Below are 18,402 nucleotides of genomic sequence, written 5' to 3' on the forward strand. Positions count from 1 at the left end.
GCGAAGAGGCCAAGAAGAACACAAGATCACAACCCCATCTGCTTGCTGATGATTTCATTCATCACTTCCCGAGTCCCTCCCCCGATGGACAGGATACGGTTGTCCCGATACAGGCGCTCCACCAGGTTCCCACGCATATAGCCCTGGCCCCCGAGTATCTGCACGGCGTCAAACGTCACACGGTCCGCCGTGTCAGTGGCGAGGTTCTTGGCCATGGAAATTTCCTTGATCACACTCTTTCCCGCGGCCATCTTTGCCGCCTGGCGGTAGGTGAATTCGCGGGAGACTTCAACGGCAGTGGCCATTTCCGCCAAGCGATGCTTGATCACCTGGAATTTGCCGATGGGTTTGCCGAAGGCTTCGCGTTGCGCGGCCCATATAAGGCTTTCCTCAAGTGCCAGCTGTGCGGTCATGTTGGCCATAAGGGCCAAGGCCAGGCGTTCGCTCTGGAAGTTGCCCATGATGCAGGCGAAACCCATGTTCTCGGCGCCGATCAGGTTGCCAGCAGGCACCCGGCAATCGTCGAAGAATAATTCAGCCGTGTCCGACGCCCACCAGCCCATTTTCTTCAGAGGTTGGCCGACGGTAAAACCGGGGGTGTCTTTTTCGATCAGCAGCAGGCTGATACCGGCAAAACCCGGCTCGCCGGTGCGCACGGCCACGGTGTAGAAATCGGCGCGGATGCCGCTGGTGATAAAGGTCTTGCTGCCGCTGACGCGGTAGTGATCGCCGTCGCGAATGGCGCGGGTTTGCAGGCTGGCCACGTCGGAACCGCCGCCCGGCTCTGTGACAGCCAGGGCGATGATCTTCTCACCCGACAACACCAACGGCGCTACGCGCTGGCGTACGTCGGGTCGCGCCCACTTGACGACAGGCGGCAGGCCGATATCCAGCGAACCCAGCCCCGCCACCACGCCGCCGGAGCCGCAGCGCATCAACTCCTCGCTGGCGGCCACTTTGGCGAACAGATCACCTTCATGACTGCCACCCAGGGCTTCGGGGTAACCGATGCCCAGTATCCCCGCCGCGCCGGCCTTGAGGTACAGCTCTCGGGGAAAACTCTCGGCCTCTTCCCACTGCTCGACGCCGGGCAACATTTCGCGTTCGACAAAACGGTGCACGCTGTCGCGGACCAATTGATGGCTGGGGTCGAAGTAGTCCTGATAGGCAGACATCGGCAAGCTCCACTGTGAGGTAGAGCGAACTTACCAAGCGCTTGCTTGGTTATCAAGTTGACTGCAGATTTCACCCACAACACAAAACCAATGTGTGTGGGGCTTGCTCGCGAATGCGGTGGATCAGTCAATATCTTTGTTGACTGCTACCCTGCATTCGCGAGCAAGCCCGCTCCCACCTTTTGATCTGTGTGGCCCCTTAAAGGGCGATGGGTTTGCGACCGGCGAAGGAATGCGCCAGCGTCCCACCGTCCACCAATTCCAACTCGCCACCCAGCGGCACGCCATGGGCGATGCGCGAAGTGATCAGGCCTTTGTTGCTCAGGAGTTGGGCGATGTAATGCGCGGTCGCCTCACCTTCCACCGTCGGATTGGTGGCCAGGATCACTTCGGTAAAGGTGCCCTGCTCTTCAATACGCGCCACCAGTTGCGGAATGCCGATGGCTTCCGGGCCCAAGCCGTCCAGCGGCGACAGGTGGCCCTTGAGCACGAAGTAGCGCCCGCGATAGCCAGTCTGTTCCACCGCGTACACATCCATCGGCCCTTCCACCACGCACAGCAGCGTGTCGTCGCGGCGCGGGTCGGCGCATTGCGGGCAGAGCTCCTCTTCGGTGAGGGTGCGGCACTGGCGGCAGTGGCCCACACCGGTCATGGCCTGGCTCAGGGCCTGGGCCAACCGGGTGCCGCCGCTGCGATCACGCTCCAGCAGTTGCAGCGCCATGCGCTGGGCAGTTTTCTGGCCCACGCCCGGCAAAGTGCGCAGGGCGTCGATCAGTTGGCGAATCAGGGGGCTGAAGCTCATGGGCGAAGGGTCCGACAAAACAACGAGACGCGGTTTATACCCGCGCCTCGGATTAGCGTCAAATGCTCAATCCTGTGCGACGCGCACCACCAACTTGCCGAAGTTGCGTCCCTCCAGCAAACCGATGAAGGCTTGCGGCGCCTGCTCCAGGCCGTCGACCACATCTTCGCGGAACTTGATCTTGCCATCGCGCACCCACGGCGCCATGGCGCTGAGGAACTCGGGCTGGCGATCACCGTAGTCATCAAACACGATAAAGCCCTGAATGCGCACACGCTTGGTCAGCAAGGTGCGTTGCAGCGCCGGCAAGCGATCCGGCCCGCTGGGGGCTTCATGGGCGTTGTAGCCGGCGATCAACCCGCACAGCGGAATGCGCGCCTTGGGGTTGAGCAAAGGCACCACAGCGTCGAAGACTTTGCCGCCGACGTTCTCGAAATAGATGTCCACGCCCTTGTCGCACGCCTGCGCCAATTCGTTGGCAAAGTCCGCGCTCTTATGGTCGATGCAGGCATCAAAGCCCAATTCGTCTACCACGTAGCGGCACTTGTCCGCCCCCCCGGCGATCCCGATGACGCGCAAGCCCTTGAGCTTGGCCACCTGCCCCACCACCGAGCCGACCGCGCCGGATGCCGCTGCCACTACCAGGGTTTCCCCTTCCTTGGGCTGGCCGATGTCCATCAGCCCCATGTAGGCGGTCATACCCGGCATGCCCAGCACACCCAGGGCCATCGACGGGCTGGCCAGACCTTTTGGCACCGGGATCAGGTTGCGACCATCGGAAATGCTGTGGCTCTGCCAGCCGGTAGCACCGACCACCAGGTCGCCCACTTCGAATTTCGGATGACGCGACTGCTCGATACGGCTGACAGCGCCGCCGGTCATCACTTCATCGATTTCCACTGGAGCTGCGTAGGACGGTGCGTCGCTCATGCGGCCGCGCATGTAGGGATCAAGGGACAGGTACAGCGTCTTAAGCAGGACCTGGCCGTCTGCCACGTCCGGCAGACTCACCCGCTCCAGGCGGAAGTTCTCCGGGGTGGGTGCACCCTGGGGGCGTGAGACCAGGACGATGCGCTGGTTCAGTATCGGTTCTTGAGGCATGAAGGTGCTCCTTTAACGGTAATCGAATTCATCGCTATCAAGTGCAGACACCGGCTGATACCCCGAGGTTCTATAGAGTTACCGTCCCGTAGGGCGAGTAAAAAAAATGCCAGGCACGAGGCCTGGCATTTGAGTCTAGCTAAGGCTTGCCGATCAGAACGGCAGCTTCATGCCCGGTGGCAGTTGCATGCCAGCGGTCACGCCACCCATTTTTTCCTGACTGTTGGCTTCGATCTTGCGCACGGCGTCGTTGACGGCCGCGGCGAACAGCGCCTCGAGCATTTCCAGATCATCTTCGCTGGTGCCTGGCAATACGCTTGGGTCGATGCTCACGCGCTTGATGTCGTGACGACCGGTCATTACCACACTGACCATATCGCCACCGGCCTTACCGGTGACTTCGGCGTTGGCCAGTTCTTCCTGCATCTTGGCCATCTTTTCCTGCATCTGCTGCGCCTGCTTCATCAGGCCGGCCATGCCACCTTTCATCATGGGAATCACCTCAAAAGTACGTGGATCAATGATTGGCCCGGTGTTATGACGCTTGGGGCACCGGGGCTTCGACGGGTTCAATAGTATCGTGACGGACGACCGCACCGAACTGTTGCATCATTTGCTGGATGAGCGGATCAGCGTGGATCGAGTCTTGCGCTTCACGCTGGCGGTTGATACGCCGGCGGCTCGCGGCCTGAGCCGGGGTTTCCTGCTCAGGCTTGATCAGCTCGATGGCGATGGTCAACGCGCGCTCATGGTACTGGTTCAGCGCATCGTTCAGGCGGCGCTGCTGGGTCGCGTTGAACAGGGCGCTGTGGGCCGGGTCCAGGTGCAACAGCCAGTGGTCGCCTTCAATGGAAATCAGCGTGCAGTTAGCGGCGATGCTGCCGGTCATGCCGGAGATCGGCAGTTTCGGGAACAGCTCCAGCCATTGCAGCGCCAGGCCGGTGGCCGGGGCTGAAGCGGGTTCCGCCTCGGGCTCAGGGGCCGGCTCGGCGGTGTGTTCGCTGGCCAGGTCGTCCAGGTAGCTGTAGGCCGAATCCATGTCCGGCTCAATGTAGTCTTCGTCCAGCGGCGGTTCGTCGTCAAGGTCGATGCCTGGGGTGGCAGCTTCCACCTGGGCCACGGTTGGCTCGGGAACAGGCGCAGAGGCCCACTCAGGGGCATCCGGCACCACGCTGTCCGGGGTCGGCTTGGGCATCGGCGTCAGCTCGGGCTGCTCGCTGCTGGTTTCCAGCACAGGCTCCACGGCAGGCACCTGCTCGACTTCAGCGTCGGCGTCTACCGGATTATTCCAGGGCAAATCGACGACCGGCTCAGGCTCGGCGATCGGTTCCGACTCGACCACTGGCGCAGCAACCACAGGCTCTGGCTCAGGTACCGGCGCGACCGGCGCGACCGGCGCGGGTGCAGCCACCACTGGCGCAACCACTGCCGCGCCAGCCACTGGTTTGGCGGAATCAACTGTGGCCTGGCTGATCCCCACTGGCTTTAGCGGCTGTCTCGGCGCATCGGCAGCGTCCGCGGGCCGGAAGGCCAGCATGCGCAGCAGCACCATTTCAAAGCCACCGCGCGGGTCCGGCGCCAAAGGCAGGTCCCGGCGACCGATCAGGCCCATCTGGTAATAGAACTGCACATCTTCGGCCGGCAACGCCTGGGCCAGGGCCAACACGCGGTCGCGGTCGCCATGACCGTTGTCGACCCCTTCCGGCAGGGCCTGGGCGATGGCAACGCGGTGCAGCACATTGAGGATTTCCGAGAGCACGCCGTTCCAGTCCGGGCCTTGCTCCGACAGGTGGCGCACGGCTTCGAGCAACGCCTTGGCGTCGCCTTCGATCAGCGCGTGCAGCACGTCGAATACCTGCCCGTGGTCGAGGGTGCCGAGCATGGCGCGCACGTCGGCGGCCATGACCTTGCCTTCACCAAAGGCGATGGCCTGATCGGTGAGGCTCATGGCGTCCCGCATCGAACCATCGGCGGCGCGGCCGAGCAGCCACAAGGCATCGTCTTCAAACGGTACGTTCTCGACGCCCAGCACGTGGGTCAAATGCTCGACCACTCGCTCGGGGGTCATGTTTTTCAGGGAGAACTGCAGGCACCGCGACAAAATCGTTGCAGGTAGTTTCTGCGGGTCGGTGGTGGCCAGGATGAATTTAACGTAGGGCGGCGGCTCTTCCAGGGTTTTCAACAAGGCGTTGAAGGAATGGCTGGACAGCATGTGCACTTCGTCGATCAGGTAGACCTTGAAGCGGCCACGGCTCGGCGCGTACTGCACGTTATCCAGCAGCTCGCGGGTGTCTTCGACCTTGGTACGGCTCGCGGCGTCGATTTCGATCAGGTCGACGAAACGCCCTTCGTCGATTTCCTTGCACACCGAGCAGGTGCCGCAGGGCGTCGAAGTGATACCGGTTTCACAGTTCAGGCATTTGGCGATGATGCGCGCAATGGTGGTCTTGCCCACTCCTCGGGTACCGGTGAACAGGTAGGCGTGGTGCAGCCGTTGGCTGTCCAAGGCATTGATCAGAGCCTTGAGCACATGGGTCTGGCCGACCATTTCGCGGAACGAGCGCGGACGCCATTTACGTGCAAGAACCTGATAACTCATCGAAAACCGTCGCAACTGGGAAGCGGAAGCCGGTAATGCTAGCGGAGCAAGGGGGAAATTGCATCCGGCACGCTCGCCTAATCTGACTAAGCTCTCCTGATTGGCCCCAAAAAGGCCTGAACCCGGAGAGCATATGCGCGTAGTCCTGGGCGCCTTATGGATGATCACCACAGCGAGCCTGGCAGCGCCCGCACCGTTGCGTTTCTCGGTTTCCGACAGCTGGGCGATGCCCATGGTGCAATTGGAGGACGGACGGCCCACCCAGGGCATTTTGTATGACCTGATGTTGAGCCTGGCCACCCAGGTCGGTCAGCCGGCCGAATTCCACGTATTGGCACGCGCGCGAATCTCCAGCGCCATGGAGCATGGCGAGATTGACGTGCGCTGTTATGTCACCCAGGCCTGGGTCGACAACCTGTCGGGTGATTACACGTGGAGTATCCCGTTGATGGTGCAGCGCAACCTGTTGGTCAGCACTCAGATACCTGCGCAGCCGCTTCAGGTTGGCAAACTTGCGCCACAGGCCATCGGCACGGTGCTCAATTATCGCTACGCCATCCTTGAGCCTTTGTTTGCCAGCGGCCGGCTCAGCCGTGACGATGCCCGCAGCGAAGAGCAGGTGCTGCAAAAACTGGTGGCCGGGCGCTTCAAGTTCGCCGTGACCAATGAATGGATACTCGACCGGTTCAACCAGCGGATGCCGGTCGGCAAACGCCTGCACAAGGCCGCAGTGATCGATCAGCAGAACCTGGGCTGCACTGTGCGCAATGATCCGAATGTGCCGGTGCAAAAAATCCTGCGCACCTTGTTGCGCATGAGGATGTCGGGCGAGATCGACGAAATCATCAAGCTGTATACCGGAGAGGCCACCGCCAACGCCCTTCCAGACTGATCGCTGCCACGCTGGCCAACACAATCACGCCGCCCAGCACCACTTGCAGGGCGATGTGCTCACCCAGCAACGTCGCCGCCATCACCATGGCGACGGGCGGGATCAGGTACATCGCCAACGAGGCGCGGCTGACTTCGACATGCTTCAACACGTAGCCCCACGCCAGGTACGCCAAAGCACTGGGGAAAATCCCGAGCACAAGCACCGCAAGGTTTTCCGGCAACGGCGCCTGCACCACGGCAGCGGGCAGGCCAGGCAGGTTCACGCAGAGCATCAACGTGCCCCCCCACACCATGTAGCACGCCATCGTCAGCGGGCTATAGCGATGGGCATAGTGTTTCTGGATAACGAAGTACAGGCTCCACGACACCGCCGCCAGCAGGATCAGCACACCGCGCGGGTCGATATCGCCCACGCCGTGATCGCCCCAGATCACCACCAGCACGCCAAACAAGCCAAGTAACACGCAGCTCCAGCGCCAGAGGCTGACCCGCTCCTTCAAGCAGAAAAACGCGATCAACACACTGAACAGTGGTGCCGATTGCGCCAGTACGCTGGACGCCGCCGCACTCACGAATTGCTGTCCATAATTGAGGCTGGTGTGATGCAGGAACACCCCGAAAAAGCTCAACACCAGCAGCCACGGCACATCCCGCAGGCGCGGCCGGCCGATGCCCATCACCAGCGCCACACCGGCCATGAACAGCGAAGCGATCAGAAACCGCAGCAGCGCGAGCTGCCCAGGGCTGTAGCTGTTCAGCCCCATGTGCACGCCAATCGGCGAATAGGCCCAACAGAGGATGACGCTGGCAATGACTAGCGTAAGCTTCAGGGGTGACGGGGTGTTCATCGACGGCATCCGAAAACTGAGAAGGAATGCCGTCAGTCTTGGCCCGGGCAAGGCGTAGGACAATTAAGCGTTTCTGACTTCTGAATTCACTGGAACTGAGTAATGGAACTGGCCCAACTGAAAATGGTGCGAGCCGTGGCGCAGACCGGCAGCGTGGCCCATGCTGCCCTGCAATTGCACTGTGTGCCGTCCAACATCACCACGCGTATCAAGCAGTTGGAAGGCGAGCTGGGCACGCCGCTGTTTATCCGCGCCGGGCGCGGGCTGGCGATCAGTGCTGCCGGTGAGATATTCCTGGAGTATTGCGAGCGCATCCTGGCATTGGTGGACGAATCCAAACGCGCGGTGGATGCCAACGCCATTCCCCGTGGCCCCCTGCGCATCGGTGCGGTGGAGTCCAGCGCCAGCGGCCGTCTGCCGCCGCTGCTGGCGGAGTATCACCGGCGCTACCCGGATGTCAGCCTGGAGCTGGTCACCGGCGCATGGGGCGAACTGCTCGATGACCTGCAACACCACCGCCTGGATGTGGCGCTGGTGGCAGCCGGCAACAAAAGCACGAAGCTCGAGCACAGCGTGGTCTACAGCGAACGCCTCGTATTGATCGCCAGCGCCTCCAGCGCACCGATCCACAGCGCCGAGGACCTCGCCGGCCGTACCCTGCTGGTGTGGCCGCCCGGCTGCCCATATCGGGCGGCGCTGGAGAACTGGGTCAAGCCCCACGCCTTCAAGCCGGCCATCGCCAGCTATGCCAGTTGGGGCACGATCATCGGTTGCGTCAGCGCGGGCATTGGCGTGGCGCTCGCGCCGGAAGGCATCCTGGCCCGCTATGAGCAGGCCAATCAGTTGGCGTCGTACCGATTTGATGAACTGCAGGCCGTGGACAACCTGCTGTTCTGGCACAAGGACACCCAGCGGCACCTGGCGCGGGATGCGTTTGCCGGGTTGTTGCGGGAGACCTTTCGCTAACCCGTAGCAGGTCCTTTCAGTTATTATTTTGCGAAATTAATTCAAAATGTAAGGGACTACCATGAATTACTTCCGCCTGTTGTTGGCGGCGGCCGCTTTGAGCCTGCCTGCCGCCCCCGCCTTTGCCGCTTCCCCACCCGCGCCCGTTGAAGCCAGTGCGCCCGCCGAAACGGCCGAACATTTCCTCAAGTCCCTCAAACAGAAGACCGGCACGGTCACCTTGCCCAGTGGCATTGCAACCCTCAAGCTCAACGACGAGTTCTATTACCTCGACCCCGCCGACACCGAGCGCTTGCTGACGGATGGCTGGGGCAACCCGCCGGGCTTCAAGACACTGGGCATGATCGTGCCAAAAGCCGTTAGCCCATTGTCGGAGCGCGGCTGGGGCGTGATCGTCAGCTACAAGGCCGACGGGCACATTTCCGACGAGGACGCCGCAAAAATCGACTACGCCGAACTGCTCAAACAGATGCAGGAAGAGGACGAGGCCGAAAACAAAGAACGCCAGCAACAAGGCTACGCCGGCTTGCACTTGCTGGGCTGGGCCGAGCCGCCGCACTACGACGACAGCACCCACAAGATGTATTGGGCCCGCGAACTGAAGGCCGACGACGCCGAGCAGACCACCCTCAACTACAGCATCCGTGTGCTGGGCCGTGAAGGCGTGCTGGAACTCAACGCCGTCGCCGCCATGGCCGACCTGCCCACCATCAAGCAGGAATTGCCCAAGGTCTTGGCCTTTACCAACTTCACCGACGGCAACCTGTACACCGACTTCAACCCGAGCACCGACAAGCTTGCCACTTACGGTCTCGCTGCGTTGGTCGCCGGTGGGATTGCAGCCAAAGCCGGGTTGTTCGCCAAAATCGGCATCTTCCTGTTGGCTGCAAAGAAATTTCTGGTGATTGGCGTGGTGGCGTTGTTCGCCGTGATCCGTAAGCTGTTCAACCGCAACAAAGCCTGAAACCAGACATGAGAACGCCGCAACGTGCGTGGCACGTTGCGGCGTAATCGGAGGTTCTGACTAGGGCTCTGTCTGCCTGGGGCGCGTGGCTAGGGTTTAGGCGCAGACAAACGGCTGTACTGATCCTGCCTGATCCGACCGGTAAACGAACGGGTCTGAGCATTGATGAACTCGACCTGCGCCCAGCCATGCTTGAAGGCCAGCACGCCGACCACGTCGTTTTTGACAATGTAGGGCCGCTTAGCCGCCTTGGCACTTGGGGTTTTCAGCAGGTACGCCTTGTCGGCGGACACCTTCGCCAGGCCGATCCATTTCTTGTTCGCGGTCTGGGTCAAGTCCAGGCCGGTGGCGATCTCTGGCATCAGCACGTTCAAGCAACCGGGGTGGGCGTATTTGAGGTGACGGAACTGGTACTGGCTGATGCACTGCACCAACTGGCCATCGCACTTGCCATTCTCGGCCAGCGGAAAACCCAGTTTGGGAATGATCAGATTGAATAAATACTGGATGCACTGCACATCGGCGGGCAAGTTGCGGGCTTCAGCGGGAGCCCCTACCGAAGCACTGATAAGACACGGTAACCCGTGCAGGCTTTTCATCACAGACATCCTTGTTAGTTAAAGAGGCGATAGCACTTCAATATCAAACGCTCACCCTTGTCATACTCTGAAATAAGTGGCTGGCGGAAACTAACAAGGTGGTTTGGGGTTGTTCAGAAAGTGTTTTAAAGCTGTGAGGGAGCCCTCAAGGACAGATCGGGAAAATGCAGTTTCTCAACTAAATAGGCGGTATTCAGCCGCCGGCTGGACTACTGTCTTTCGCGCAAGAGACTTGCCTCAAACTATTTTCAAGGATTGAAATGAAAATCACGCTAGTTGTTTTGTCTGTCTTGGCCCTGCTCTGCGGTTGCGCTTCGCCTCCAGCCACTGTTGCCCCCGACCTGTCGCGCCCCTCCATTGCCGAAACCAAATCGGTGGTGTTCGACGGCAAGACGTTCGTCCTGAAATTTCAGAAACCCGGCCTGTGGGAATACTTCCCGGCGCAGGAAAGCGTCGATGCCTGGAATGAGATGGTGGATTTTACCGTGGTCCCTCGCGAGATGAACCGTTTCGAACCCCTCGACCTCGCCAGGAATACCGTCCGGCTTCACCAGCAGGAAAACCCGAATATGCCGTCGATACTGGCGACGGACAATGCCACCGGCATCGTGTATTTGGTGATGTATTTCCACGAGTCTCTGCGCAAGGATGGGCGCTTCTCTGAAGTCAGTTTCTTCAAATACTACCGGGACAGTGGCACCGGCCAGACCATCATCTTTCACTTTGCCAGGAACATTCCCACACCGAGCAATCCGCCAAAAACGGTGGAGGCGATGGGCCCGGAAATAGTCCCGGTGATCAAGGCATTCCCGGTGTACCGGCCGTAATGCCGCTAAGCAGGCAGGCCCCATCGTCGGCCTAACCTGCTCGCCGCCAGTGCCTGTGAGTTCAATCAGTAACCGTGCGACCCTCTGAATCCCTGATAATTGTGGTACCCGAGCCATTCGACCACATCGTAAGGGACGTAAAGCTGTTGCTTTGCGCGGGAAATTGCGATGTACACGGCACAGATCCGCTGGTCGAACGCGTAGGCATCCTTGAACTTCACGTTGGTCAGCAGCTCAGGGGTCAGCAGCACCCGATCGAATTCCATGCCACCTGCCTCTTCCGCCAGCATCAGCAGGCAACGCTTGCCGGGGACCCCGCCCAGTCGGTTCAAGCGTGTGATATCGGCGACATTGAAGCCTTTTTCCAGCTCACTCTCGACCCACAGAAACGACTCATCGAACTGGCTGGCATCACGCACCTGTTGCCAGTCAGCCATGTCGCTGAAATACACGTGTGGCCCGTTTTCGTTGTGCTCGTTGCTGTAGAACTGCGGCTTGAACAAGGCGATGACGCTGACCATGAAGCGTTGGAGATCCTGCTGCGCCGCGTTGTCGGGGAACCCGAACGGGCAGTTGGCCTGCTGCAACTGAATGGCCCACTTCATGGTGTCCCAAGGCGAGGCGGTCAAGACCACGCAGCCTTCCGGCGGCACGAAGCCCTGGGGGTAATGTTCGATGCCGACGTCGGCATCCCGCGCGCCTTCGAAGGGGGTCTTGCATTTCTGCGAGTGCACGCTGATCAACGGGTTGACCAGCCGCTCGACGTTGCGGCCCGAGCGCACGGAATAACTGATGTCGGTGTGCCGGACTTCGCGCTTTCTTCTGACCATCACTCCGTTGGCCAATTGGTACTCATCGCCGAGGGTGATCAGCACTTGGCGGCCGCGTTCGATAATCTGCAACAACGAAGGCGGGATGTCCTGGCTTTCATCAATCAATACATGGGTGTACCGAGGCGGCACCACACAACCGTCGAGGCTCGCGCGCTTGATCAGCAACAGCGCCGCGAACGCGAGTGGGCTGGCCCATTGCGGGTTGGCCTCCAGGTAAGTCCACACACGGCTGGAATACTCCAGTAACACCTGGGCATCCACACCTGACAACGGTTGTTTGAAATGCGGCAAATGACTGGCCGACAGGCTGTGATGGCTGGAGTGGCAATAGCGTTCGAGCACCTTGAGACACACCTCGACGGTCACTGGACCATCGTGCCCGCGCCACCCATGGATATCCAGGGTTTGCGCCACAGCCAGTTTGCCGGGCAACCTGGCCGGCGCTGCCTGCGCGGGCGGGCGTGGCCCGTGCAACAGGGACTTGGCGAACGCGGCAAACGTCGAGCCGGCCTTGCTGTCGCGCCCCAACCCCATACGCTCGCGAAGTGTCGCCAGCTTTGCTTGCGTGCGCGCCAGTATGAGGGTCGTTTCAGGCCGCAGGCACTCCATCAACGCGCCGAGCAGGTGGCTCTTGCCGATGCCCGCGTAGCCTTGAACATGCAAGTCTTCATTCAAGTTGGCGCGAAAGGTGCGCACCAGCTTGTCCTGGGCCGGGCTGAGCCAGCGTTCGCGATGCCGGGGTGTAATCATCTGCTGGCTGAACGGATCATTGCTGCGCAGATGGCGGACCTTGTAGCCGATATCCCATTTACCCGTAGGCAACAGGTAATCCCGCGCCGCAACTTCTTCAGCTGAAAGCAGGCGCAGGTTCACGCTTTTGAGCGCGTTAAAACCAAAGTACAGCTTGCGCGGGTCGAACAGCCGTTGCGCCTCAGACAGCAACGCGGCAGCGACCGCAGGCGGTGAATCGACTGCCCAGCCGAGCAACTTTTCCAGGATGCGCTCGGCACCCGCGCACGTCAGGTCTTTTTCCGCGGCCTGGGCCAGGTTCTGGATGACGAGCACGGCGGCCAGCTCCGGGTCCGTCAGGCCGACCAAGGCCTCGGCACCGTCCGTGCCGAGCAGTGCGGTGCAGGTTTCATCCGTGACAGGCAGGAAGACGGGGCTGGATAAATCAAAGTGTTCCGGTTGCATAGTTCCTCGCAGCCAGGGGCCGACGTACGTCGCGTGGATCAGGCATGGTCCTGGCTACCCAGTTCGAACCGATACTCGCCCAGGGAGCCTGACATGCCACCGCAATGGGCCGGCAAGTCAGCCCCAGAGGCCATCGCATTGATCTGCTGCTGGAGTTCGAAAACCGCCATCTCAAGCAACCTGCGCAAATCTTCGGCGCTCTGCGCGGCCACATTCAATTGCAGCGTGCAGGCGCCCGCGAGTGGCAGCGGCGCGGGCTCGGCGATCAGCACCGGGGCATCCGTCACTTCCTCGGCCCGGATCATTTGCGCCTGGCTGAGGATTTGCGCGTGTTCGTCGTCCATGAGGTCCAATACCCTCGACAATTCCAGGGTCTGTTCAGGATGCGATTGAATACGGTCCTTGATCTCCAGGCGCCGCATCTGCCATTCCCGCAGTTTTTCGCGCGTGAGGTCGTCGACTTTTTCCACGTGTGCTGTCTCCGGATGCCAGGCATGGAGTATGCCGCCATGGACTGCACGATGGCAGATGGCGTGAAAGCATTTTTTTGAATTGAAAGTGATGAGATGTTGCTAGGAGGAGCGTTATGGAGGCAACCCCACCAGCCACACCCCGGCACACAATGTTCCCGCTGTGGCTGCTGCCTTCCGGCTCTGACCAGGTTCACGGGTAATCGTTGCGGGGGGACCGATGGGGTCACCATAACGACGCCTGCCTCTCGGCAAGCGGGGCCATTGTACCGATCTCATAGGAAGTTACAACCATTGGGCCGGATAAAAAATATGAAGGGGCTCAAGCACTTGTCTGCGCCCGTGGGAGCAATATAGAACGCTGTGGGAGCCGGGCTTGCTCGCTCTGCTGGCGACTCGGTCTGCCTGGGCTACCGAGCTGCCACACAAGGCGGATTACTGCGCCTGTACCACCTCCTCCGCACGGCCGCCCTCTTCCTGGATCACCAGGTGAATAAAGTGCAGCTTGGCGATCACCGCCGGTGGCAGCACGAAGGGATAGAAATCCGGCTGGCCCATGCTGCGCGATAGTTCGTTAAGCATGCCGGCCAGTTCGATCCAGGCATTGACGAACGACAGGAACGCTGCACCGCCAGGGTGTTCAGGGTCGTAGAGCGTGCTGAGCGGGAATGGCTGGTAATCCAGCTCCATCGTGCGGGCGCTCATGCCGAAGCCGAGGGCGGTGTCGACCGCGTCCATCATGTGCAGGTAATGGGCCCAGGTTTCGGCCCAGTCTTCCCAGGGGTGCATGGTGGCGTAGGCACTGACGCAGGTTTGCTGCCAGTCGGCGCGTGGGCCGTTCTGGTAGTGCTGGTCGAGCGCATCGGCATAACTGGCGCGTTCGTCGCCGAACAGGTTGCGAAACGCTTCAAGCCAGTGGGTATTGGCGATCAGGCGATCCCAGTAATAATGGCCGACTTCGTGACGAAAGTGCCCGAGCAAGGTGCGATAGGGCTCACGCATTTGCACGCGGAGTTTTTCACGGTGGGCGTCGTCGGCTTCCTTGATATCGAGGGTGATCAGGCCGTTCGCATGGCCTGTCATGGGGGCGTTGCCTTCCAGGTCGACACCGACGAAGTCGAAGGCCAGGCCGTTATCTTCATCGGCACTCTTGGGCACCACGCGTAAACCCAGGCTGATCAGTTGCGCGACCAAGCGGCGCTTGGCGGTTTCGACTTTGCGCCAGCGATCGTGGTTTTCCGCGATCGACAGGTCGGGGATGGTGCGGTTTAAGCTGCAGGCCACGCACAGCGATGCGGTGCTGTGGGCCGGGATCAGCCAGTTGCAGGCGGCCGGCGTGTCGAGGTTGGCGCAGCGGCGGAAGGCGCCGGCGGCGAGGTTGTCGTCCTGTAGCCAAGTGCCTTCGACGGGCCCGGGTTGCAGGGAGGACAGGCGGCTTTGTGGCGCTTGATACCCCAACAACGCCTGGCAGGCCAGGCATTGGCTGTTGCGAAAAAACAGCGATTGGCCGCAGCGGCACTGCCACACCTTGCTATCGCGAGACGTGCCGGCTACGAACGGTGCAGCGATGCGCGAACTGAGTTGTTCGAAGTAGCGGAACATGGCGATCTTTTCCTGCCTTGAGTACCAACAATAACCGCGTAGCAGCTGTCGAGCTTAAGCGAGGCTGCGTCGGCAACACTGCCCATCCAGCGCCGCGCTCTGCACCGCATCGCCGCCAACGCAGCCTCGCTGGCGCTCGACAGCTGCTACGGGGCGCGCGTAGGAACTCTGAGCATTGCCAGTAAGAGATCGTTCAGTAAGAATCAGACCGTGATGTTATGCGTGGCCAGGAAGGCGACGAAAGCTTCTTCGTCCAATACCTTCAAGCCCAGCTCGCTGGCCTTGGCCAGCTTGGAGCCGGCGCCTGGCCCAGCCACCACGCAATGGGTTTTCGCCGAGACGGAACCCGCCACCTTGGCGCCGAGGCTTTCGAGCTTTTCCTTCGCCACGTCACGACTCATCAGCTCCAGGGAGCCGGTGAGCACCCAGGTGTGCCCGGCTTCGGGCAAACCTTCGACGACTCTCTTCTCGCTCAGCCAGTGCATGCCGAAGTCCTTGAGCTGCTGCTCGATGGCCAGGGCGCGGTTGGCATTGCCTTCGCTGTCGAAAAAGTCGCGGACGGCCTTGGCCTGTTTCTCGGGCAGGGCCTGGCGCATGTCCAGCCAGTCCGCCTTGATCACGCCCTCGAGGGTGCCGAACTTGTCCGCCAGTTTCTGCGCAGCGCCCGGGCCGACGCTCGGCACGTGCAACTTGTCGAGCAAACCGCCCAACGTGGTGCTGGCGGCGAATTCGGCACTCAGGTCGCCCTGATCCTGCAATTGCAGACCGCATTCATCCGGCGACAGCAGCGCGCCGATCACGTCTTGGTTATGGCTGTCTTCAAAGAAGCTGTGGATCTCGTGCGCCACTTCCAGGCCCACGTCCGGCAAGTACGTCAGCACTTCCGGCAAGGCCTTCTGCACACGTTCCAGCGAGGCCAGGGAACGCGCCAGCACCTTGGCGGTCTCCTCGCCTACGTCGGGAATACCCAGGGCATAGATAAAGCGCGCCAGGGTCGGGGTCTTGCTGTTTTCGATGGCGGTAATCAGCTTCTTGCTGGAAATATCGGCGAAGCCTTCCAGGTCGATAATCTGCTCGTACTTAAGTTTGTAGAGATCAGCCGGCGAGCCGATGAGTTTTTCATCCACCAACTGTTCGATGGTCTTGTCGCCGAGGCCGTCGATATCCATGGCACGACGCGACACAAAATGGATGATCGCCTGCTTGAGCTGCGCGCCACAGGCCAGGCGGCCGACGCAACGGTACACCGCGCCTTCGCTCACGGTTTCCTTGCCTTTGCTGCGCTTGACCAGTTGCGTGCGCTCCACATGGGAGCCGCACACCGGGCAGCGCTCGGGAATCGGCACTGCACGTGCTGTTTCCGGGCGCCGCTCGAGCACCACCGACACGACTTGTGGGATGACGTCACCGGCACGGCGGATGATCACGGTATCGCCGATCATCACGCCCAGGCGCGCGACTTCGTCCATGTTGTGCAAGGTAGCGTTGGAGACGGTGACACCCGCGACCTTGACCGGCTTCAAGCGCGCCACCGGTGTGACGGCGCCGGTGCGGCCAACCTGAAATTCGACGTCGAGCAGTTCGGTCAGCTCTTCGAGGGCCGGGAATTTATGCGCGATGGCCCAGCGCGGTTCGCGGGCGCGGAAGCCCAGCTCACGCTGGGAGGCAATGCTATTGACCTTGAACACCACACCGTCGATCTCATACGGCAGGCTGTTACGCCGCTCGCCGATATCGCGGTAGTACTCCAGGCAATCCTGAATGCCCTTGGCCAGCTTCAGCTCGTGACTGATGGGCATGCCCCACTGCTTCAGTTGCTGCAGGTTGCCGATGTGGGTGTCGCTGATATCGGTGGTCACGCCATAACAGCAAAATTCCAGCGGGCGGCTGGCAGTGATCTTTGAGTCCAGCTGGCGCAAGCTGCCGGCAGCCGCGTTGCGCGGGTTGGCGAAGGTCTTGCCGCCGACTTCCAGTTGCGAGGCGTTGAGCCGCTCGAAACCGGCCTTGGACATGAACACTTCGCCGCGCACCTCGAGGGTGGCCGGCCAGCCGCTGCCGTGCAGCTTCAATGGGATATTGCGCACGGTGCGCACGTTGACGCTGATGTCTTCACCGGTGGTGCCGTCGCCACGGGTAGCACCCCGTACCAACTCGCCATCCTGGTACAGCAGGCTGACCGCCAGGCCGTCCAGCTTGGGCTCGCAGCTGTACTCCACCGCCGCGCCACCGCCCAACAGATCGCCTGCGGGCAGGTCGAGACCTTCGGTCACCCGGCGATCGAACTCCAGCAGGGTGGTTTCATCAAACGCGTTGCCCAGGCTGAGCATCGGAACCTCGTGCTTCACCTGAGTGAACGCCGACAGCGCCGCACTGCCGACCCGCTGCGTCGGTGAATCCCGCGTAATCAGCTCCGGATGCTCGGCCTCCAGGGCCTTGAGCTCATGGAACAACCGGTCGTACTCGGCGTCCGGAATGCTTGGCTCGTCGAGGACGTGATAACGGTAGTTGTGCTGATCCAGTTCAGCGCGCAGTTCGAGGATGCGGGTATGGGCGGCGGTCATGGGTGTTCTCTCATAAAGCAAAAGAGCAGCCGAAGCTGCTCAATATGTTAGTGCACGGATTCTACAGGCAACGCTTAAGATCAGGCCTCAGCGTTTCTGTGTCAGGGCGCGACGTTCGAACTCGACGATGCGCTGACGGTAATGTTCGATGGTCTGGGCCGTGAGGACGCTGCGCTGGTCGTCCTTGAGCTCGCCATTCAGTTCCTGGGACAGCTTGCGGGCTGCGGCCACCATCACGTCGAATGCTTGTTTCGGGTGACGTGGGCCTGGCAGGCCAAGGAAGAAGCTCACCGCCGGGGTGCTGAACAGGTCGATATCGTCCAGGTCGAAGGTGCCCGGCTTGACCGCATTGGCCATGGAGAACAGCACTTCGCCGTTACCCGCCATGCTTTCGTGACGGTGGAAAATATCCATCTCGCCAAAACGCAGGCCACTTTCCAGGATGTTCTGCAGCAGGGCCGGACCTTTGAAACCGGCGGCGTCGCGGCAGATCACGCTGATCACCAGCACTTCTTCGGCGGCGGGCTGGTCGTTGACCGATTGGCGCGGCGCGCTGGAGGTCTTGCCCACATTTTCGTCCGGGAAATCATCGTCGCGGCTGCTGAAGCTTGGGCCTTCATCGACGTCGAGGTTCAAGTCGCCCTGATGCGGCTCGGCAGCGCTGGCACTGGCGCGTTTGCCACGCTTGGACGACGGCTCGCGGGCTTCACGCAGCGGCGCGCTCATCGACGGCAAGTCGTGCTCGTCCAACTGGGGTTCTTTATGGGTATCAAGCACACGAGGCGGCCCCAGCAGCTCGGCGGCACCGTCGTCGTCAGGCAAGTTGGACAGGTTGCGGTCCAGACGAAATTTGAGCTTGCCCTTGCCACCGCGCATGCGGCGCCAGCCATCAAAAAGAATACCGGCAATGACAATAATGCCGATGACGATCAGCCACTCGCGCAGACCGATTTCCATGTAATCCCGT

The 18,402-nt window shown here is 61.1% G+C and carries 16 protein-coding genes and 1 other RNA gene; 4 read left to right on the top strand and 13 right to left on the bottom strand.

The annotated features are described in order from the left end of the window. Positions 1–26: 26 nt before the first annotated feature. The 5 genes from AACY36_RS19360 to dnaX form a co-directional block, all read right to left on the bottom strand. Complete coding sequence (locus AACY36_RS19360) at positions 27–1,175, bottom strand: acyl-CoA dehydrogenase family protein (RefSeq protein WP_339497429.1); 1,149 nt, start codon at positions 1,173–1,175, stop codon at positions 27–29. A gap of 199 nt (positions 1,176–1,374) precedes the next feature. Beyond that, on the bottom strand, positions 1,375–1,977 hold the full coding sequence (gene recR, locus AACY36_RS19365; protein WP_065873846.1) for a recombination mediator RecR: 603 nt from the start codon (positions 1,975–1,977) through the stop codon (positions 1,375–1,377). A 66-nt stretch (positions 1,978–2,043) separates the two neighbouring features. Further along, a complete protein-coding gene (locus AACY36_RS19370; RefSeq protein WP_339436438.1) occupies positions 2,044–3,078 on the bottom strand; it encodes an NADP-dependent oxidoreductase in 1,035 nt (344 codons plus the stop codon). A 153-nt stretch (positions 3,079–3,231) separates the two neighbouring features. Next, positions 3,232–3,570, bottom strand: coding sequence for a YbaB/EbfC family nucleoid-associated protein (locus tag AACY36_RS19375; protein ID WP_049712036.1), 339 nt, complete (start codon positions 3,568–3,570; stop codon positions 3,232–3,234). A gap of 43 nt (positions 3,571–3,613) precedes the next feature. Continuing rightward, a complete protein-coding gene (gene dnaX / locus AACY36_RS19380; protein WP_339436439.1) occupies positions 3,614–5,677 on the bottom strand; it encodes a DNA polymerase III subunit gamma/tau in 2,064 nt (687 codons plus the stop codon). A 133-nt stretch (positions 5,678–5,810) separates the two neighbouring features. Here dnaX and AACY36_RS19385 point away from each other — a divergent pair, with 133 nt between their 5' ends. After that, a complete protein-coding gene (locus AACY36_RS19385; protein ID WP_339418758.1) occupies positions 5,811–6,569 on the top strand; it encodes a substrate-binding periplasmic protein in 759 nt (252 codons plus the stop codon). Here the strand turns inward: AACY36_RS19385 and AACY36_RS19390 are convergent. Further along, positions 6,523–7,419, bottom strand: coding sequence for a DMT family transporter (locus AACY36_RS19390; protein WP_339418759.1), 897 nt, complete (start codon positions 7,417–7,419; stop codon positions 6,523–6,525). The genes AACY36_RS19385 and AACY36_RS19390 overlap by 47 nt on opposite strands. A gap of 102 nt (positions 7,420–7,521) precedes the next feature. On the opposite strand from AACY36_RS19390, the gene AACY36_RS19395 reads away from it, so the two are divergent. Together AACY36_RS19395 and AACY36_RS19400 are read left to right on the top strand one after the other, a co-directional pair. Continuing rightward, entirely contained in the window at positions 7,522–8,385 is an 864-nt protein-coding gene (locus AACY36_RS19395; RefSeq protein WP_339418760.1) for a LysR family transcriptional regulator, read from the top strand. 61 nt (positions 8,386–8,446) lie between these two features. Next, positions 8,447–9,349 carry a DUF2167 domain-containing protein gene (locus tag AACY36_RS19400; protein ID WP_339418761.1) on the top strand — a complete coding sequence of 301 codons (903 nt, stop codon included), beginning with the start codon at positions 8,447–8,449 and terminating at the stop codon, positions 9,347–9,349. Between the two features lie 89 nt (positions 9,350–9,438). On the opposite strand, the gene AACY36_RS19405 is transcribed toward AACY36_RS19400, so the two are convergent. Continuing rightward, positions 9,439–9,948, bottom strand: coding sequence for a hypothetical protein (locus AACY36_RS19405; RefSeq protein ID WP_339497430.1), 510 nt, complete (start codon positions 9,946–9,948; stop codon positions 9,439–9,441). Positions 9,949–10,208: 260 nt separating this feature from the next. Between AACY36_RS19405 and AACY36_RS19410 the strand changes: the two genes are divergently transcribed. Next, entirely contained in the window at positions 10,209–10,775 is a 567-nt protein-coding gene (locus AACY36_RS19410; protein ID WP_339418764.1) for a hypothetical protein, read from the top strand. A gap of 65 nt (positions 10,776–10,840) precedes the next feature. On the opposite strand, the gene AACY36_RS19415 is transcribed toward AACY36_RS19410, so the two are convergent. From AACY36_RS19415 to zipA, 6 genes are all read right to left on the bottom strand, one after another. Further along, entirely contained in the window at positions 10,841–12,802 is a 1,962-nt protein-coding gene (locus AACY36_RS19415) for a hypothetical protein (protein WP_339497432.1), read from the bottom strand. Positions 12,803–12,840: 38 nt separating this feature from the next. Then, the gene (locus AACY36_RS19420; RefSeq protein WP_339418767.1) at positions 12,841–13,272 is read right to left on the bottom strand and encodes a hypothetical protein; all 432 of its coding nucleotides are present in this window, start codon (positions 13,270–13,272) and stop codon (positions 12,841–12,843) included. A 126-nt stretch (positions 13,273–13,398) separates the two neighbouring features. Further along, an RNA gene (ffs, locus tag AACY36_RS19425) (signal recognition particle sRNA small type) lies at positions 13,399–13,495 on the bottom strand. A gap of 212 nt (positions 13,496–13,707) precedes the next feature. Then, positions 13,708–14,874 (bottom strand): zinc-binding metallopeptidase family protein, encoded by a 1,167-nt coding sequence (locus tag AACY36_RS19430; protein ID WP_339427942.1) that lies wholly within the window; start codon positions 14,872–14,874, stop codon positions 13,708–13,710. 203 nt (positions 14,875–15,077) lie between these two features. Beyond that, positions 15,078–17,435 (bottom strand): NAD-dependent DNA ligase LigA, encoded by a 2,358-nt coding sequence (ligA, locus tag AACY36_RS19435; RefSeq protein ID WP_339418771.1) that lies wholly within the window; start codon positions 17,433–17,435, stop codon positions 15,078–15,080. An 87-nt stretch (positions 17,436–17,522) separates the two neighbouring features. Continuing rightward, positions 17,523–18,392 carry a cell division protein ZipA gene (zipA, locus tag AACY36_RS19440; protein WP_339418773.1) on the bottom strand — a complete coding sequence of 290 codons (870 nt, stop codon included), beginning with the start codon at positions 18,390–18,392 and terminating at the stop codon, positions 17,523–17,525. Positions 18,393–18,402 lie beyond the last annotated feature (10 nt).

It is taken from the genome of Pseudomonas sp. EA_15y_Pfl1_P101, from assembly GCF_963970835.1.
Taxonomy (GTDB): Bacteria; Pseudomonadota; Gammaproteobacteria; order Pseudomonadales; family Pseudomonadaceae; genus Aquipseudomonas; species Aquipseudomonas tritici.

Bases quoted from the DNA above. Each gene is read 5' to 3' on its own strand.
- zipA (WP_339418773.1), bottom strand. From the start codon at position 18,392: ATGGAAATCGGTCTGCGCGAGTGGCTGATCGTCATCGGCATTATTGTC.
- AACY36_RS19360 (WP_339497429.1), bottom strand. From the start codon at position 1,175: ATGTCTGCCTATCAGGACTACTTCGACCCCAGCCATCAATTGGTCCGC.
- AACY36_RS19400 (WP_339418761.1), top strand. From the start codon at position 8,447: ATGAATTACTTCCGCCTGTTGTTGGCGGCGGCCGCTTTGAGCCTGCCT.
- AACY36_RS19415 (WP_339497432.1), bottom strand. From the start codon at position 12,802: ATGCAACCGGAACACTTTGATTTATCCAGCCCCGTCTTCCTGCCTGTC.
- AACY36_RS19405 (WP_339497430.1), bottom strand. From the start codon at position 9,948: ATGAAAAGCCTGCACGGGTTACCGTGTCTTATCAGTGCTTCGGTAGGG.
- AACY36_RS19430 (WP_339427942.1), bottom strand. From the start codon at position 14,874: ATGTTCCGCTACTTCGAACAACTCAGTTCGCGCATCGCTGCACCGTTC.
- AACY36_RS19370 (WP_339436438.1), bottom strand. From the start codon at position 3,078: ATGCCTCAAGAACCGATACTGAACCAGCGCATCGTCCTGGTCTCACGC.
- ligA (WP_339418771.1), bottom strand. From the start codon at position 17,435: ATGACCGCCGCCCATACCCGCATCCTCGAACTGCGCGCTGAACTGGAT.
- recR (WP_065873846.1), bottom strand. From the start codon at position 1,977: ATGAGCTTCAGCCCCCTGATTCGCCAACTGATCGACGCCCTGCGCACT.
- AACY36_RS19410 (WP_339418764.1), top strand. From the start codon at position 10,209: ATGAAAATCACGCTAGTTGTTTTGTCTGTCTTGGCCCTGCTCTGCGGT.
- dnaX (WP_339436439.1), bottom strand. From the start codon at position 5,677: ATGAGTTATCAGGTTCTTGCACGTAAATGGCGTCCGCGCTCGTTCCGC.
- AACY36_RS19395 (WP_339418760.1), top strand. From the start codon at position 7,522: ATGGAACTGGCCCAACTGAAAATGGTGCGAGCCGTGGCGCAGACCGGC.
- AACY36_RS19390 (WP_339418759.1), bottom strand. From the start codon at position 7,419: ATGAACACCCCGTCACCCCTGAAGCTTACGCTAGTCATTGCCAGCGTC.
- AACY36_RS19375 (WP_049712036.1), bottom strand. From the start codon at position 3,570: ATGATGAAAGGTGGCATGGCCGGCCTGATGAAGCAGGCGCAGCAGATG.
- AACY36_RS19385 (WP_339418758.1), top strand. From the start codon at position 5,811: ATGCGCGTAGTCCTGGGCGCCTTATGGATGATCACCACAGCGAGCCTG.